This window comes from Methylobacterium sp. 285MFTsu5.1, assembly GCF_000383455.1.
Taxonomy (GTDB): Bacteria; Pseudomonadota; Alphaproteobacteria; order Rhizobiales; family Beijerinckiaceae; genus Methylobacterium.
This window is the reverse complement of sequence record NZ_KB911283.1, coordinates 161498-177207: the sequence shown is the minus strand read 5'-3', so window position 1 is coordinate 177207 and position 15710 is coordinate 161498. Positions and strand designations below refer to the sequence as shown.

Below are 15710 nucleotides of genomic sequence, written 5' to 3'. Positions count from 1 at the left end.
GTCGAGCTGACCGTGGCGCTGCACCACGTGTTCGACACCCCCGACGACCGCATCGTCTGGGACGTCGGACACCAGTGCTACCCCCACAAGATCCTCACCGAGCGCCGCGACCGCATCCGGACGCTGCGCCAGGGCGGCGGCCTGTCGGGCTTCACCAAGCGGAGCGAGAGCGTCTACGACCCCTTCGGCGCCGCCCACTCCTCGACCTCGATCTCGGCCGCGCTGGGCATGGCGGTCGCCCGCGACCTCGACAACGCCGCCGCCAAGTCGAAGAACCGCCCGCTCAAGCGCCGCAACGCCATCGCGGTCATCGGCGACGGCTCGATGTCGGCCGGCATGGCCTACGAGGCCCTCAACAACGCCGGCGCCCTGCACTCGCGCCTGATCGTCATCCTCAACGACAACGACATGTCGATCGCGCCCCCCGTCGGCGCCATGTCGGCCTACCTCGCCCGCCTCGCCTCGGGCGGCGCCTACCAGTCCCTGCGCGAGACCGCCAAGCAGCTCGGCAAGCTCCTGCCCAAGGCGCTCTACCAGCGCGCCGCCGCGGCCGAGGAATACGCCCGCTCGCTCGTGGTCGGCGGCGGCACCATGTTCGAGGAGATGGGCTTCCACTACGTCGGCCCGGTCGACGGGCACAACCTCGACCACCTGCTGCCGGTGCTCAAGAACGTCCGCGACGCCGAGCACGGCCCGATCCTGCTCCACGTCGTCACCCAGAAGGGCAAGGGCTACGCCCCGGCCGAGGCCTCGGCCGACCGCTACCACGGCGTGGTCAAGTTCGACGTGGTCTCAGGCGTGCAGGCCAAGGCCAAGCCGAACGCGCCGGCCTACACGCGGGTGTTCGGCGAGAGCCTGATCAAGGCGGCCGACGCCGACGACAAGGTCGTGGCGATCACCGCCGCGATGCCGGGGGGCACCGGCATCGACCTGTTCGGCAAGGCGCACCCGGACAAGACCTTCGACGTCGGCATCGCCGAGCAGCACGCGGTGACGTTCGCGGGCGGTCTGGCGACCGAGGGCTACCGGCCGTTCGTGGCGATCTACTCGACGTTCCTGCAGCGGGCCTACGACCAGGTGGTGCACGACGTGGCGCTGCAGAACCTGCCCGTGCGGTTCTGCCTGGACCGGGCGGGGCTGGTCGGCGCCGACGGGGCGACGCACGCGGGCGCGTTCGACCTGGCCTACCTGTGCTGCCTGCCGAACATGACCGTGATGGCGGCCTCCGACGAGGCCGAGCTGGTGCACATGGTGGCGACCGCCCACGCGCACGACACGGGCCCGATCGCGCTGCGCTACCCGCGCGGCGAGGGTGTGGGCGTCGAGCTTCCGGAGCGGGGCGAGGCGCTGGCGATCGGCAAGGGCCGGGTGGTGCGGCGCGACGCGGAGGCGCGGGTGGCGCTGCTGTCGCTCGGCACGCGCCTGTCGGAGGCCTTGAAGGCGGCCGACACGCTGGCCGAGCAGGGCGTGGCGGTGACGGTGGCGGACGCGCGGTTCGCCAAGCCGCTGGACGAGGCGCTGATCCTGGAGCTCGCGCGCGACCACGAGGTTCTGATCACGATCGAGGAGGGCTCGCGGGGCGGGTTCGGCGCGATGGTGCTGCACCTGCTGGCGGAGCGGGGCGCTCTGGACGCGGGCGGGGTGCGGGTGCGGACGATGACGCTGCCGGACGCCTACCAGGACCACGACAGCCCGGAGAAGATGTACGCCGAGGCGGGCCTCGACGCCACGACCATCGTCAGGACCGCCCTCGACACCCTGCCGGCGGAGACCGGCAAGGCCGAGCCGGCGAGCAACGTGGTGAGCGTGCGCCGCCGCCCCCGCTGACGCCACGGAGAGCGCGGTCTCCCGCGCTCATTCCGTTCGCTGTCGATGTGTTCGGACCTCCGCCCGTGATGACGGCGAGGGCATCTCAACCACAGCCTTGAGACGGAAACGGAATCCCACCTCATCCTGATGGGCGGAGCGCAGCGTAGCCCTCGAAGGAGCCCTCCAGCGGTCTCACGATCCCTGGAGGGCTCCTTCGAGGCCCGCTGACGCGGGCACCCCTCAGGATGAGGGCGTGGAAGGGAGGCTCGGGGTGATTGCCCTACCCCAGCGCCTGCTCCACCGCCTTGCCGCAGGTCTGCGTGTCGGCATTCCCGCCGAGGTCGCGGGTGCGCAGCGTCCGCTCGGACAGCACCCGCTCGATCCCGCCGACGATCTCGGCCGCCGCCGCGTGCTCGCCGAGATGCTCCAGCATCATCGCCCCCGACCAGATCTGGCCGATCGGGTTGGCGATCCCCTGGCCGGCGATGTCCGGCGCCGAGCCGTGGACCGGCTCGAACACCGACGGGTGCACCCGTTCCGGGTTGATGTTGCCGGACGGCGCGATGCCGATCGTGCCCGTGCAGGCGGGCCCGAGATCCGACAGGATGTCGCCGAACAGGTTGGAGGCCACCACCACGTCGAACCGATCCGGGTTCAGGACGAAATGCGCGGTCAGGATGTCGATGTGGTACTGGTCCCACCGGACGTCCGGGTAGGCCTCGGCCACCGCCTTCACCCGCTCGTCCCAGTACGGCATGGTGATCGAGATGCCGTTCGACTTCGTGGCCGAGGTCAGGTGCTTCTTCGGGCGCTTCTGAGCCAGTTCGAACGCGAACCTGAGGATCCGGTCCGTCCCGTGCCGGGTCATGATCGTCTCCTGCAGGGCGAACTCCCGGTCGGTGCCGGCGAACATGCGGCCGCCCGCGTTCGAGTACTCGCCCTCGGTGTTCTCCCGGACCACCCAGAAGTCGATGTCGCCGGGCTTGCGGTCGGCGAGCGGGCACTTCACCCCCGGCATCAGCCGCACCGGGCGCAGGTTCGCGTACTGGTCGAATTCCCGCCGGAACAGGATCAACGAGCCCCAGAGCGAGATGTGGTCGGGCACGCGCTCGGGCATGCCGACGGCACCGAAATAGATCGCGTCGTGGGTCTCGATCCGCGCCTTCCAGTCCTCCGGCATCATCCGGCCGTGCTGCTCGTAATAGTCGCAGCTGGCGAAATCGAACCAGTCGAGCTGGAGGCCGAAGCCGTGCCGCTTGGCCGCCTGCTCCAGCACGCGCACGCCCTCGGGCACGACCTCCTTGCCGATGCCGTCGCCGGGGATCACCGCGATGCGGTAGCGACGCTGCTGGCTGTTTTCTGGGGCGGCCATGAATCCTCCACGCGTTCCGAAGTGCGGGCCTCCGCGGGGCCCGGGTCGTTGGCGTCAGGTGATTGGTCCGCGCCGGTGTCGGGTCAACACCCCGGCCTGACAATCAGTCGGTTTCGCCCGCCATCGCCCGGCGCTGGCGGTCGAGCTCCTCGCTGTAGCGCTTGAGGGTGTGGCTCTCGGTGAGCAGGCCCAGCACCTTCCGGCTCTCGGCGCTCTCGACGACCGCGAGCGCCTCGCTCTCGGTCCGGTCGAAGGCGGCCGCGGCGTCCTTGGCGTTCATGCCCGGCGTCAGGAAATCGTCCGCGTGCAGGAGCAGGTCGGCGAGGACCGGCTGCGCGTCGGCGCCGGAATCCCGGGCGGCCGCGTGCGTCTCGGGCACGTTCAGGATGCCGGCGTAGCGCCCCGCCCCGTCCACGGCGATCACCCGGGAGGGCGAGCCGAGGGGATGGGCGCGCAGGAAGGTGGGCAGCGGCGTGTCCAGGGCCACGGTGCCGGGATTGCGGCGCATCAGCCGGCCGACGGTGAGCGAGCGGATCCAGCCGACGTCGTGGGGGCTGCGGATGCTCTCGCCGCGCAGGTGGAAGCGCCACGTGGCGAAGGAGTAGCCGAAGGTCTTGCGCACGGTGAGGGAGGACGCAATCACCGCCGCCAGCACGACGCCGGTGATCGGCAGGCTGCCGGTGACCTCCAGGGCCAGGAACGTCATGGTGAGCGGGCCGCCGATGACCGCCACCGCCAGCGCGCTCATGCCGATCACCGCGTAGGCGAGCGGCGTCAGGCCGAAATCCGCCAGCGGCGGCACCAGCACGGGGGCGAGGGCGGCGAACAGCTTGCCGGCGATGGCCCCGAGGAACAGCGACGCGAAGAACAGGCCGCCGCGGAAGCCCGAGCCGATCGAGATCGCCGAGGCCGTGGCCTTAGCGGCGAACAGCCAGGCCAGGACCGCGATCCCGTGCCCCTGCCCCTCGGCGGCAAAGTGCATGTGCAGGGCGCCGTGGCCGCCCGAGAGCACCTGCGGCGTCGCGAGCAGCGCCAGCGCGCCGACGCACAGCCCCCCGAAGGCGGGCGCCGCCACCCGCGGCACGCCGGAGGCCTGGACGAGGCGCTCGACCAGCGTGACCCCGCGCATGATCAGGATCCCGAGGCCCGCGCAGAACAGCCCGAGGGCGAGGCTCGGCAGGATCTCGAGGCTGGTGACGTGCGAGGTCGTGACCGCCTGCATGTCGCCGAGATCGACGAGCGGCTGCGCCTCGATCAGGGCGCGCGAGATCAGGTTGCCGCACAGCGCCGCGACGACCACGGGCGTCAGCGTGGCGATCGAGTAGGTGCCGATGATCAACTCGAAGGCGTAGAACGCGCCGGCGAGCGGCGCCCCGAAGCCGGCCGCGATCGCCCCGGCCGCGCCGCAGCCGACCAGGGTGCGCAGGTCGCTGCGCCGCACTTCGAAGGCGATGCCCAGGCGCGAGGCGAGGCCTGAGGCGATCTGTGTGTAGCCGGCTTCCAGACCCACCGAGGCGCCGGACCCGTTCGAGATGACGTTCTGGAGCGCGAGGTAGAGGCTGTCGCGCAGGGACATGCGGCCGCCGTGCAGGGCGTTGGCCTCAATCGGGTCGATGGCCGGGCGCTTGCGCGGGCCGCGGACGTAGTTGGCGGCGACGATCAGCAGGCCGAGGACGGCGCCCCCGAGGCACGGGCCCACGAGCAGGAGCGCCGGCGGCACGGCGTCGACGGCGCTGAGGCGCGCGCCCGCGGGCAGCTGGTAGAGATGCTCGCGCAGGGTCTGGGTGATCCAGGTCATGGCGGACACCGCCACGCCGGCGACGCAGCCCACCAGGGTCGCGAGGGCGACGAGGCCGCCCTCGCTCCGTCGGACGAGGCTGCGGAGCCGCCCGGGGGCCTGAACGAGCCCGATCCCGGTCCAGCGCCGACGGGGCCTCCGCGCCGGCCTGACGGGCCGCCGGGCCGGGACGTCGGCCGATCCGTCGCCGGGCGCCCTGCCCCCGCCGGCGGCGCCCGATGGCTGTCGCGCGCTCACGGTCCGCCCCCTCGCCTCCGGTCCGCCCGATCGGCGGGGCCGACGCGTCGGCCCCGCCGCCGCAGTTACAGCCGGGGCCGAGCCCGTTGCAAACGGGCGGTGCTGCGGGAGCGCGGCCGGCCCCGGCGCGGGGGGCTCGGACGGCGCTGTCCACGAAGTCCAAATCCCGTGCACGCATCGCCTTGAAAACTGCCGCGGCCCACGATACACCCCGCGCCAGTGCCGCCGTAGCTCAGTTGGTTAGAGCACCAGATTGTGGATCTGGGGGTCCCCCGTTCGAGCCGGGGCGGTGGTACCATCCATTCAGCTCGACAGCGCGAGGGGTTGGCGGATCGCCAGCCCCTTTTGCTTGTGCGCGGATGGCGCCGCGCCGGATCAGGGCCGCCCCGAACCCCCACCCGATCGGAGTCGACGGGACCGGTCCTCGCGCCGGAGCCGGCCTCTACACAGGCGGCAGCTCCAATGCTCACGCACGTTATAGAATCGCCAAATTTGGTCGCATAGCGTCCCGGCTGGGAGAAGACTATCTTCGTTAGCGTGAAGACTGCCATGAAGAGCACGACACAGCAGGATCAGCTCGAGATCGTGAGCGACCTCGCGGCCTCGCTCGCCGACCGGATGCTGATGGAGCGCCTGACACAAGGGAAGCTGCCCCTCGCGAACGCGAGTCGCCTCTGGACAGCCTCGCTGCTCCTGGAAGAGCACGCGCGGCCCATCCCGCGCATCGTGACGGACGTCCTCGAGCAGGTCCGGCACGTGGAGCCGGACGACGAGGATGCGGTCGACGGGGACGACGCCGACGGGATCGGTGCGGGGCCGGAACCGGACTTGGCCGCGGCGCGGCGTGCGGCCCGGCCGGCGCGCCGGCGCGGGCTCACCCGCTTGCTCCGACCGTTCCGGCAGGCGGCCGAAGGCTGACCCGCGTCGACGGCGCCGGACCATCTGGCGGATCCGGAGTTCCCCGCGCGCGCCCGGGACGCTAAGACCGTTCCCGAGCGTGGCGGCGGGCGCCGCCGCGCCAACGGGCTTCGGGACACGAGAGATGAGCATCCCTGAACGGCGCGTCCGCACCCTGTTCGACGAGGCGGCCATCGCCAAGCGCAACGACGAGCTCGCCCGCGAGATCCTCGCCGCGCGGCCCGAGAACCTCCTCGTCGTGGCGGTGCTCAAGGGCAGCTTCATGTTCGCGGCCGACCTGCTCCGGTCGCTGCACCGGGTGGGTCTCGCCCCGCAGGTCGAGTTCGTGCACCTGTCGAGCTACCGCACCGGGACGGTCTCCAGCGGACAGGTCGAGATCCTGCGCGACGTACAGAGCGAGGTGCGCGGGCGGGACGTGCTGCTCGTGGACGACATCCTGGAATCCGGCCGGACCGTCGTCTTCGCCAAGGACCTGCTGATGGCCCGCGGCGCCCGGCGCGTCCTCACCGCGGTGCTGCTGGAGAAGCCCGGCAAGCGCGCCGTGACGATCGACGCGGATTTCGTCGGCTTCACCTGCCCCGACGTGTTCGTCGTCGGCTACGGGATGGACGCCGCCCACGCCTTCCGCCAGTTGCCCTTCGTGGGCGTGGTCGATTACGGGGACGGCGCCCCGGATCTGTTCGACGCCTGACCGTGCCCGCGGCGCGGCATTTTCGCCGCGCGCCGCGACCCGCGGGACAATTCAGCCTGCGACGACTTGACAGACGGAGAATTCGTCTGCGTCTGTCGACATTTGAGCGTGCGCGGCGTCGCGACGCGGCGCGTGCGGATTTCGGGGACGGTTACGGGACCACATGGCGCGCATCCTCCTGGTGGATGACGAAGAGACCGTCCGGGGCTTCCTGAAGCGGGGGCTCGAGATCGACGGGCACGCGGTCGTCACGGCCAACGACGGCAGCGACGGGCTGGACCGCCTCAACGAGGCCGATGGCGGCTTCGATCTGATGCTCACCGACATCCGCATGCCGCTCATGGACGGCATCGCGCTGGCCCTCGCCGCCAAGCGCGACTTCCCCGACCTGACCATCCTGCTGATGACCGGCTTCGCCGATCAGCGCGAGCGCGCGCGCGGGCTCGACGCCATCGTCACCGACGTGCTGACCAAGCCCTTCTCCCTGGCAGATCTGCGCGCCACGGTGAGGCGGGCGCTCGCCGCCTGAGCCGGGCGAGACCGGTTCAGAAGAACTTAAACATTGCTCTTAGGTTGAGCTTCACGAAAGCGTGGCATCTTCGGTCCGACTGATCAGACCGAGCACGGAACGCCATGTATCGCCGGGACCGGGACATCGACGCGGCGGCGTACCAGGCGGACCGCTACGGCTGGGAGCCGGACGACAGGGACTGGGACGACGACCGCGACGCGCGGCGGCCGCGCAGAGGCGTCGTCGGCCGGCTTTTCTCGCCGACGAAGCTCGCCCTCCTCGCGGTGCCGGCCGGGCTGTTCCTGTACGGCAGCTTCGCGGATTGCAGCGCCCGCCCGGCGGCGGGCTGGCTCGGTCTTGTCGGGGCCGGGGCCTGCGCCCGTACCGAGATGCTCGGCAACGTCCTGTCGATCCAGGACAACCTCGCGCTCCTGAAGCGGCTCATCGACTGAGCGCCCGCTCAAGGCCCTTCCGCGCTCCGCCGATCCGCTCCGAACCGACCTCCGCGAGGCCGCCATGTCCACCCGCCCGCTCCTCCCGGCCTCGTCCGGCCGCGCCTCCGACGCCCTCGAGGAGGCCCAGTTCCGCGCTCGCATGGCGCGGGTCGGCCCGGACGGCGCGCACCGCACCCCGCGCCGGAACCGGGCGCCCGAGCGGCGGCGCGGCTTCCGGCTCGGCTGGAAGGGCTGGCTCGTCGTCGACTGCCTGGTCGTGCTGCTGGTCGTGGCAGGGGTGGTGGCGTGGCCGCCGGTCCAGTCCTGCCGCAACCAGGACCAGACGGTCGGGTTCTACGCCGGCGATTCCGTCGGCAAATGCATCCGGCGCGGCATCGCTGACCGCCTCGACACCGCCGACCAGCGCCTCAAGAGCCTGATCCGCCGCTCGGGCCATTGAGGGCCGGCCGCGCAGATCCTGGCGCGGCTCGGATTGAGCGGCGCTTGTACGCCGTTTCTGCGAACCGAGTATCTGTCTCGCGCGCCCCGCCACCTTCCGTTCTCAACGCCCCCCACGCGGTGGCGGCGGGTCTGAACCGGTACGCCTGTGCCGACCAACGAAACTATTGATAATATTTCACATCCAACGCTCGAAATGTTCCAGGGCGCCCATACATTGGTGCCGTATTACACCAATGGACGAGTGCTCATGCCCGGATATCGAAATCCGGGCCTAGCTTCCCTCTCGACGGCGACTACGTTGTCAAAACTGAGTTGAATCGAACGCCATATTCCTGGCTGCGCGAACGCATGGAGCGCAAGAGCCGGCACTTCAGAACGTTCGCCGACGACATGAAGCAATTCGCCGATTTCTCGGACGTCGCTGACCGCGACCTCGACGGCCGGACACCGCTCCTGCCGAACGGCTACTTCAGCTACGGCGACGCATTGGCCCTGACGACTGTCCTCGCCACACGCAGGCCAGCCCAGTATGTCGAGGTCGGAAGCGGCAACAGTACGAAATTCGCTCGCCGCGCAATCGGCAAGTACAAGCTCGACACCAAGATCGAGTGCATCAACCCCAATCCGCGCTCAAGCGTCCGCGACATTGCGGATAAGTGGATTTCTAACGGCCTCCTCGATGTTGACCCGTCCTACTTTCAATCGCTGAAGGGTGGCGATGTGCTGATGCTGGATGGCAGCCATCTCCTGTTCCATGGCAGCGACACGACGCATTTCTTCCTGCGAATCTACCCGCTTCTCCGACCGAGCGTGATCGTGCATGTGCACGACATCCATCTGCCATATGAGTATCCTGAGATTGCGACAGGCTTTTTTTGGAACGAGCAATACATTCTCGCCATGATGTTTTACTATAAGCCTGCGTCCGACATTATCGCTCCGATCAAGTACAGGCATCGTGAGGGCATGTGCGACGAGGGTGCCGGCTTCTGGTTCGAGGTCTAGCGGGATCCGCACCGGAAATCGCCATCGCTTCTGACACATTGGCAACCGCTCGGCATACGCATGGCGGTGAACGGAATGACGGGCAGGGAATATGTGAGCGATACGGCATTTCGCGCGCATCCAACGGCGAACGGGCTTCGCGTTGATGCGATCATCGGAGGCCTTCTACGCTTCTATACGAACGAGCGGAGTACCGGACGATGCCTGGGCTGACCTAGCGGCCTGCCGGTCCGGGCGAGCCCTCCCTCGGAGGCCAGGCCACCCCGACCGGATCGGCGGCGGCCGCGCCGTGGCGCTGATCCACGGCAACAGCCCCTGTTGCTCGCGCGAGCGGCGCCCTCGACGAACTTCACCCTCGACAGGGATACGTTGGGTCGGACCAACCCTGCCCGCGCAGATAGGGATCGACCCGGTCGACGAGAGCTTCCCGACCTGTCGGACGCGGCACCGGGCTCAAGGGTCGAACTCGCGCGGGACCTGCGCGCCACGGTGCGGGCCTGGACAGAGGTCCCGACCTCCATCGGTCTCGGCCCGACCAAGCCCTGCTTAAGGGGTGCCGGTGCGCGGGGCGGGTCAGTCGGCACGACTGGAACACCAAGTTGTCGATTCGTACGCAGCGGGACACGACGCAGGTGAGCAATCTGCCGGTGACTGACGCGTGAGCGGTCGTATCACCGACCACGTGCCGCCGACTCCAGCTCAGGCGCGCATTGCCGATTGTTAGCCATAGGCCTCCGACCGAGCCAGCGCGTGCAGCGAGCGAGGCGCGCGCACGGCAGTGGATCCCGGCACGCTCTGCAATATCGAAGGCCGTCGACGAATCTGGGCATCAAGCCTTCTCGAAGCCCACACATGTTAGCCATTCGGATATGGTGATACGTTCAATAGCGTAATCTTCTTTATAATTTCAAAATTTCCCATTCAGAGGTACGATCCGGATTAAGATATTAATCCCGGCTTCCGGGAGGGACGGAAACGATGACTCTGAGTGAACGCCTCTTTCTGACGAAAGGGCGGCCATCCGGCTTCGATTATATGCGAATTGGTCTCGCCGCAATGATAGTTTTGTGGCACACTGTGATAGTTTCTTATGGCATAGAAGCTCAAAGATGGCTCATTTTGGGACCGTCGCGGCCAATATGGGCCATGATACTTCCCATGTTTTTCGCACTGAGCGGATTCCTCGTTTCCGGAAGTCTAGAACGCTCTCGAACGATCGTCGGGTTCTTGGGACTTCGACTAATTCGCATCTTCCCTGCGCTGGCAGTGGAATCGACAATAGCAATGATGATCATTGGAGCGCTGTTCACGTATTACCCGCTCCCAAAGTATTTTACGGATCCGGGCTTTTGGTCCTATACTTTGAACATGATAGGCGTCGTTCGGTATTATCTCCCCGGCGTCTTTACTGATAATCCAACTACGCAGGTGAACGCGCAATTATGGACACTTCCTTACGAATTGTATTGCTACATATTGATATCTGTATTTTATATAATCGGTTTCTACAGATCGGAAAAACTGATTTTGTTCGGCTGCCTGGTGATGCAAGTCTTAGTCATGATCGCCATTTATACGCGAACGCAGGTTGACGAAGGGACTGTTCGCGGCCCTGTGCTTGTCTTATCCTTTCTGTACGGCGCGTACCTCTATCGGGTCAGAGATCGAGTTCCATATAGCGCCCCGATTTTCTTCGCATGCGCCATTGCCATGGTTGGGTTTCTTTATCTTCCAATCTTCAATGCCCTCTCCGCACTTCCTGCCGCCTACGTGACTATCTATTTGGGGATGCGGAATCCGACACGGTCCGCAATTGTGTCAAGCGGAGATTATTCATATGGCATTTTCTTGTATGGATTTCCGATACAACAGGCAGTGTCTGCAGTTTTTCCGGATCTTCGGCAGTGGTGGATTAATTTTCTAATTTCGACCCCGATAATAATTTCGGTTGCCTATTTTTCATGGCATTGCATTGAGAAAAGAGCACTCTCCCTTCGGGGTCCGTTGATGAAATTCGAAAGCTGGTGCATGTCTTATTGCGGAAAACTATTTCATACATGTAAAAACAGTATCGCATACGACCTGAAGAGCAGATAGGTATCTCGTCAATTTAGATGTATGCTGCACACGGGAAGCAACAGGAATATCAAAAACTGAATTCAGTATCGACCGCACATTCTAGATATCTGGATCCTGTCCTCTCAGGACGATCCCTCCCAGCGAAGCCGCTACAAGTCGCGAGCGGTTTCGTCGTCGACCCCGCTACCCGGGTGCGATCAGGATGCACGTGCACGCCTTGCCAACAGGTCTCCGCCTGCGGCGATCGGTTGGGGAGGCGATCACCCATTCGATGATCTGGCAGGCGACCCTACCACTGACGCCGCTTCCCTGCGCGAAGCCGCTCAACCGCTCCATTACGCGTTCGACAGTCGCCGCTCGGGCGGCACCGGGATCTATCACGCTCACCCCTATATCGAGTGCCCCAGCAGGATCGCGGTCCGAACCATGTTGCTCTTTCGAGCCGGCTTGTGGGCGGCGCGCGCAACGGCCGCACGAGTGTTCTGTTGAATGGTCGCGTTGATGTCACGGCGCCGATCCTTCGGAAGCGGGTAGGTCCTGCCGGCGCGGTCGGCCAGCACCGCGACGACCACGGCGCGGATCGCCCGATCGGTAACCTCGCGGTCTCGCGCAGTTCGGCGAGTCGTGGGTTCCGCGGCCATCCACTCTCAAGCCGTGAACTGTGCCGCCTCCCGCATCGCTCGGGCGCCGGCCTTCTTCGGCCCACTCCAAAGGGTCGCGCGCATGCACGATGAACGGAACGTGCCGAGATGTGTGCCTTGACGAAGCGCCCCCAAACGTAGTCAAAAGCGCCTCTGACGCACCGAAACCGCCAATTTTCTCAATGGTTTCAGAGCGCCTGCCGGTGTAGCACAGCGGTAGTGCAGCGGTTTTGTAAACCGAAGGTCGGGGGTTCGATCCCCTCCGCCGGCACCACGACATTCGATCGCCGAGGCCGGGCCTCGCGCCCGTGGGGCGTGACCGTCGTCCGGCACAGCGCGTCGGCTGAGGCCGCGCCACCGCGCCGATCCCGATGTCGCGACGGGCCGGTCTCGGGTGGGAGTTCCGGCCCGATTCCGTCGGCACCGCCGCCGCGACACATCCGGCGCCGGCCTGTCTCACCGCTCCCGGATCCGGTCGCGGACCGCTGCTTGACGCTGGGATGCCAGCGTGCCCTCCTGGCCGAAAGACAGAAACTGCCGCGGAGGACGGTCTGCCATGGCGTCGATCCGGAGTTGCGTGCTCTCGGTCGCGATCGGCTTCGCCGCGCTCGCCGGGCCGGCCGTTGCCGAGCCGATCCGCGTCAAGGTCGGCGTCCTCAACGACATGTCGGGCGTCTACGCCGATACCGGCGGCAAGGGCTCCGTCGTCGCCGCGCAGATGGCGGTCGAGGATTTCGCCAAGACCGAGCCGGGCGTGCAGGTCGAGATCGTCTCGGCCGACCACCAGAACAAACCCGATATCGGCGCCGCCGTCGCCCGCCAGTGGTACGACCGCGACGGCGTGGACGCGATCCTCGACGTGCCGACCTCCTCGGTTGCGCTGGCGGTGAGTCAGGTCACCCGCGAGAAGAACAAGGTCTTCATCGACTCGGGGGCCGGCACCACGGAGCTGACCGGCAAGCAGTGCTCGCCGAACACGATCCAGTGGACCTACGACACCTACGCCCTGGCGAACGGCACGGCCGGCGCCATGCTCAAGCGCGGCGGCGACACCTGGTATTTCCTCACCGCCGACTACGCCTTCGGGCTCTCCCTTCAGAACGAGGCGAAGGCCGTGATCGATACGGGCGGCGGGCGCGTATTGGGCGCCGCGCGGGTCCCGTTCCCCGCCACGGACTTCTCTTCGTTCCTGCTGCAGGCGCAGGCCTCGGGCGCGAAGGTTGTGGGTCTGGCCAACGCGGGCGGCGACACGGTCAACGCGGTCAAGCAGGCGCACGAGTTCGGGCTGACCGACGGCGGCCAGAAGCTCGCCGCCCTGCTGATCTACGCCGTCGACGTCCACGCGATCGGCCTGCAGACCGCGCAGGGCCTCGTGCTGACCGAGTCGTTCTACTGGGATCTCAACCCGGAGACCCGGGCCTTCTCGGAGCGCTTCTACCCGCGCAACGGCAACAGCATGCCGACGATGAACCACGCGGGCGTCTATGCCGGGCTCCTGCACTACCTGAAGGCCGTGGCGGCGACGAAGTCGACGGACCCGCAGAAGACCATGGCCTGGATGAAGGCCAACCCGACCGACGACCCGCTGTTCGGCAAGGGTGTGGTCCGGGCGGACGGGCGCAAGATCCACCCGATGTACCTGTTCGAGGTGAAGGCGCCGTCCGAGTCGAAGGGCCCGTGGGACCTCTACAAGGTGCTGGAGACGATCCCCGCCGAGCAGGCCTTCCGCCCCCTCGCCGAGGGCGGCTGCCCGCTCGTCGCCAAGCCGTAGGGCGGGAGCCGAACGCCATGATGCGCGCGCTCGAAGGGCAGGCCGCCTGGGTGACGGGGGCCGGATCCGGGATCGGGCAGGCGGCCGCCGTGGCGCTGGCGCGGGCCGGCATGCGGGTCGCGCTCACCGGACGGGGTCAGGAGGCCCTCGCGCGCACCGCGGAGATGGTCCGCGCGGCGGGCGGCGAGGCGCTGGTCGCCCCGGCCGACATGGGCGTGGCCGACGACGTGCAGCGCGCCTGGGAGGCGGTTCACGCCGCGTGGCGGCGCTGCGACCTGCTGGTGAACTCGGCGGGCCTCAACGTGCCGCGGCGCGGCTGGAGCGAGATCACGCCGGCCGGGATCGACGCCGTGGTCGGCGTCAATCTCAACGGCCCCTTCTACGCGGCGCGGGCGGTGCTGCCGACCATGCGGGCGCAGCGGAGCGGCCTGATCATTCACGTCTCCTCCTGGGCCGGCCGCTACGTCTCCAAGCTGACGGGACCGGCCTATTCCGCTGCCAAGCACGGGCTCGTGGCGCTCTCGGAGAGCCTGAACCAAGAGGAGTGCGGGCACGGCATCCGGTCCTGCTGCATCTGCCCCGGCGAGGTCGCGACGCCCCTCCTCGACAAGCGGCCAGTCCCGGTCACCGCGGAGGATCGCGGGCGCATGCTCCAGCCGGAGGATCTCGCCGAGACGATCCTGTTCGTCGCCCGCCTGCCGGCCTCCGTCTGCGTCAACGAGATCCTGATCAGCCCGACCTGGAACCGCGGCTATCTCGAGGGCGTGAAGCTCTGAGCGGGGCCGTCGCGGCGCGCTTGGCCGGGGGCGCGGTGCGCTCATCCCGCGTTCAGGCACGGAGGACGAGTGTCGCCACGGCCAAGCTGAACACAAGTATTTCTGAATTGTATCTGAGACTTTATGGATTAAATTCGGCGCAAGCTGGGCTATTTCAAGATTAAAATTGGATGAATGCGGGGTTCAGAACCGATTAAATCCGTCGCGCCTACCAGCGCTGCCGGAAGGCGATGAGACGCGTCTTCGCCGAACCGATGGGGACAACGGTCCGGCGGACCGCCGGGCCCCTCGGGGCCCCATCGCGCACGACCGGGGGGCGCGACCAGGTCAGGGACCGAGGACGATCCAGGGATTCCGGGCTCCGCCGGCGCGGCGGACCCGGCCGGACCGGGCGCCGCGGCCGCATCACGCCCGGTGCCGGTCGGCGGACCCGGCCGGCCGATCGACGACGGCGCGCGGGACCGGATCGGGCGCGGCCTGCGCCTGCACTACGCGGGCGTCCTGGCCCTGCCGATCCCGGACCGGCTCCGGACGCTGCTCGACGAGCTCGCCGCACACTCCGACACGGAGGCCTCGCGATGACCCTGATGCTGCAAGCCGCCCCCGCGGGGAGCGGATCCGGTCCGGCCCCCCGGGGCGCCGACGCGGAGATGCGCGACCTCCTGCTGGGGGCGATCCCGGCGCTGCGGGCCTTCGCGTTCTCGCTGACCTACGACCTCGACCGCTCGGACGACCTCGTGCAGGACACGCTCGTGCGCGCCTGGGTCAACGCCGCCAGCTTCCGCCGCGGGACCAACCTGACTGCGTGGCTGTTCACGATCCTGCGGAACCTGTTCTACTCGGAGCAGCGCAAGCGCAAGCGCGAGGTGGAGGACGCCGACGGCCTCCATGCCGGGCGCCTGACCGCCCTCCCCGAGCAGGAGATCCGGATGGAGATGGCGCAGTTCCAGAGCGCGCTGAACCGGCTGCCGCCGGCCCAGCGTGAGGCGCTGGTCCTGGTCGGCGCCCAGAGCTTCACCTACGAGGAGGCCGCGGCCATCTGCGGCGTCGCGGTGGGCACGATCAAGAGCCGGGTCAGCCGCGCCCGGACCCGCCTGATCGAGGTGCTGGGCATGACCGGCACCGACGACATCGGACCCGATCCGCAGACCCGCGCGGCCCTCGACGGCTCCTGAGGCGCGCGCCGCGGCGAGGACCGCCGCGGCG

General features: G+C 67.9%; 14 protein-coding genes and 2 tRNA genes. 13 read left to right on the top strand and 3 right to left on the bottom strand.

All coding sequences use genetic code 11. The features are described 5' to 3' along the window. Positions 1-1827, top strand: a 1827-nt coding sequence (gene dxs, locus H288_RS32575; RefSeq protein WP_020094396.1) for a 1-deoxy-D-xylulose-5-phosphate synthase, incomplete at its 5' end; no start/stop codon positions are given. A gap of 262 nt (positions 1828-2089) precedes the next feature. Here dxs and H288_RS0120235 read toward each other — a convergent pair. Beyond that, the gene (locus H288_RS0120235; RefSeq protein WP_020094395.1) at positions 2090-3181 is read right to left on the bottom strand and encodes a tartrate dehydrogenase; all 1092 of its coding nucleotides are present in this window, start codon (positions 3179-3181) and stop codon (positions 2090-2092) included. A 103-nt stretch (positions 3182-3284) separates the two neighbouring features. After that, positions 3285-5093 (bottom strand): chloride channel protein, encoded by a 1809-nt coding sequence (locus H288_RS0120230; protein WP_026605121.1) that lies wholly within the window; start codon positions 5091-5093, stop codon positions 3285-3287. A gap of 344 nt (positions 5094-5437) precedes the next feature. Between H288_RS0120230 and H288_RS0120225 the strand changes: the two genes are divergently transcribed. The 7 genes from H288_RS0120225 (at position 5438) to H288_RS32570 (ending at position 9237) form a co-directional block, all read left to right on the top strand. Beyond that, a tRNA-His gene (locus tag H288_RS0120225) sits at positions 5438-5514 on the top strand. A 251-nt stretch (positions 5515-5765) separates the two neighbouring features. Continuing rightward, complete coding sequence (locus tag H288_RS0120220; RefSeq protein ID WP_020094393.1) at positions 5766-6134, top strand: hypothetical protein; 369 nt, start codon at positions 5766-5768, stop codon at positions 6132-6134. Between the two features lie 124 nt (positions 6135-6258). Further along, complete coding sequence (gene hpt / locus H288_RS0120215) at positions 6259-6825, top strand: hypoxanthine phosphoribosyltransferase (protein ID WP_020094392.1); 567 nt, start codon at positions 6259-6261, stop codon at positions 6823-6825. Positions 6826-6988: 163 nt separating this feature from the next. Beyond that, positions 6989-7354: a response regulator gene (locus H288_RS0120210; RefSeq protein ID WP_007567202.1), complete on the top strand. Its 366-nt coding sequence runs from the start codon at positions 6989-6991 to the stop codon at positions 7352-7354. A 104-nt stretch (positions 7355-7458) separates the two neighbouring features. Then, positions 7459-7788 carry a hypothetical protein gene (locus H288_RS0120205; RefSeq protein WP_020094391.1) on the top strand — a complete coding sequence of 110 codons (330 nt, stop codon included), beginning with the start codon at positions 7459-7461 and terminating at the stop codon, positions 7786-7788. Positions 7789-7852: 64 nt separating this feature from the next. Continuing rightward, a complete protein-coding gene (locus tag H288_RS0120200) occupies positions 7853-8230 on the top strand; it encodes a hypothetical protein (protein WP_020094390.1) in 378 nt (125 codons plus the stop codon). Positions 8231-8580: 350 nt separating this feature from the next. Continuing rightward, positions 8581-9237, top strand: a complete 657-nt coding sequence (locus tag H288_RS32570; protein ID WP_020094389.1) for a class I SAM-dependent methyltransferase — start codon at positions 8581-8583, stop codon at positions 9235-9237. Between the two features lie 2468 nt (positions 9238-11705). Here H288_RS32570 and H288_RS34030 read toward each other — a convergent pair. After that, positions 11706-11957, bottom strand: coding sequence for a hypothetical protein (locus tag H288_RS34030; protein WP_081636498.1), 252 nt, complete (start codon positions 11955-11957; stop codon positions 11706-11708). Between the two features lie 199 nt (positions 11958-12156). On the opposite strand from H288_RS34030, the gene H288_RS0120190 reads away from it, so the two are divergent. The 5 genes from H288_RS0120190 to H288_RS0120170 all read left to right on the top strand — a co-directional run bounded on the left by H288_RS0120190 (position 12157) and on the right by H288_RS0120170 (position 15679). Next, positions 12157-12231, top strand: a tRNA-Thr gene (locus tag H288_RS0120190). Positions 12232-12513: 282 nt separating this feature from the next. Then, positions 12514-13728: an ABC transporter substrate-binding protein gene (locus H288_RS0120185; RefSeq protein WP_020094388.1), complete on the top strand. Its 1215-nt coding sequence runs from the start codon at positions 12514-12516 to the stop codon at positions 13726-13728. Between the two features lie 17 nt (positions 13729-13745). Then, positions 13746-14504 (top strand): SDR family oxidoreductase, encoded by a 759-nt coding sequence (locus H288_RS0120180; protein WP_020094387.1) that lies wholly within the window; start codon positions 13746-13748, stop codon positions 14502-14504. 414 nt (positions 14505-14918) lie between these two features. Beyond that, positions 14919-15086 (top strand): NepR family anti-sigma factor, encoded by a 168-nt coding sequence (locus H288_RS0120175; RefSeq protein WP_020094386.1) that lies wholly within the window; start codon positions 14919-14921, stop codon positions 15084-15086. Continuing rightward, positions 15083-15679: a sigma-70 family RNA polymerase sigma factor gene (locus H288_RS0120170; protein WP_020094385.1), complete on the top strand. Its 597-nt coding sequence runs from the start codon at positions 15083-15085 to the stop codon at positions 15677-15679. Before H288_RS0120175 ends, H288_RS0120170 begins: the two co-directional genes overlap by 4 nt. Positions 15680-15710 lie beyond the last annotated feature (31 nt).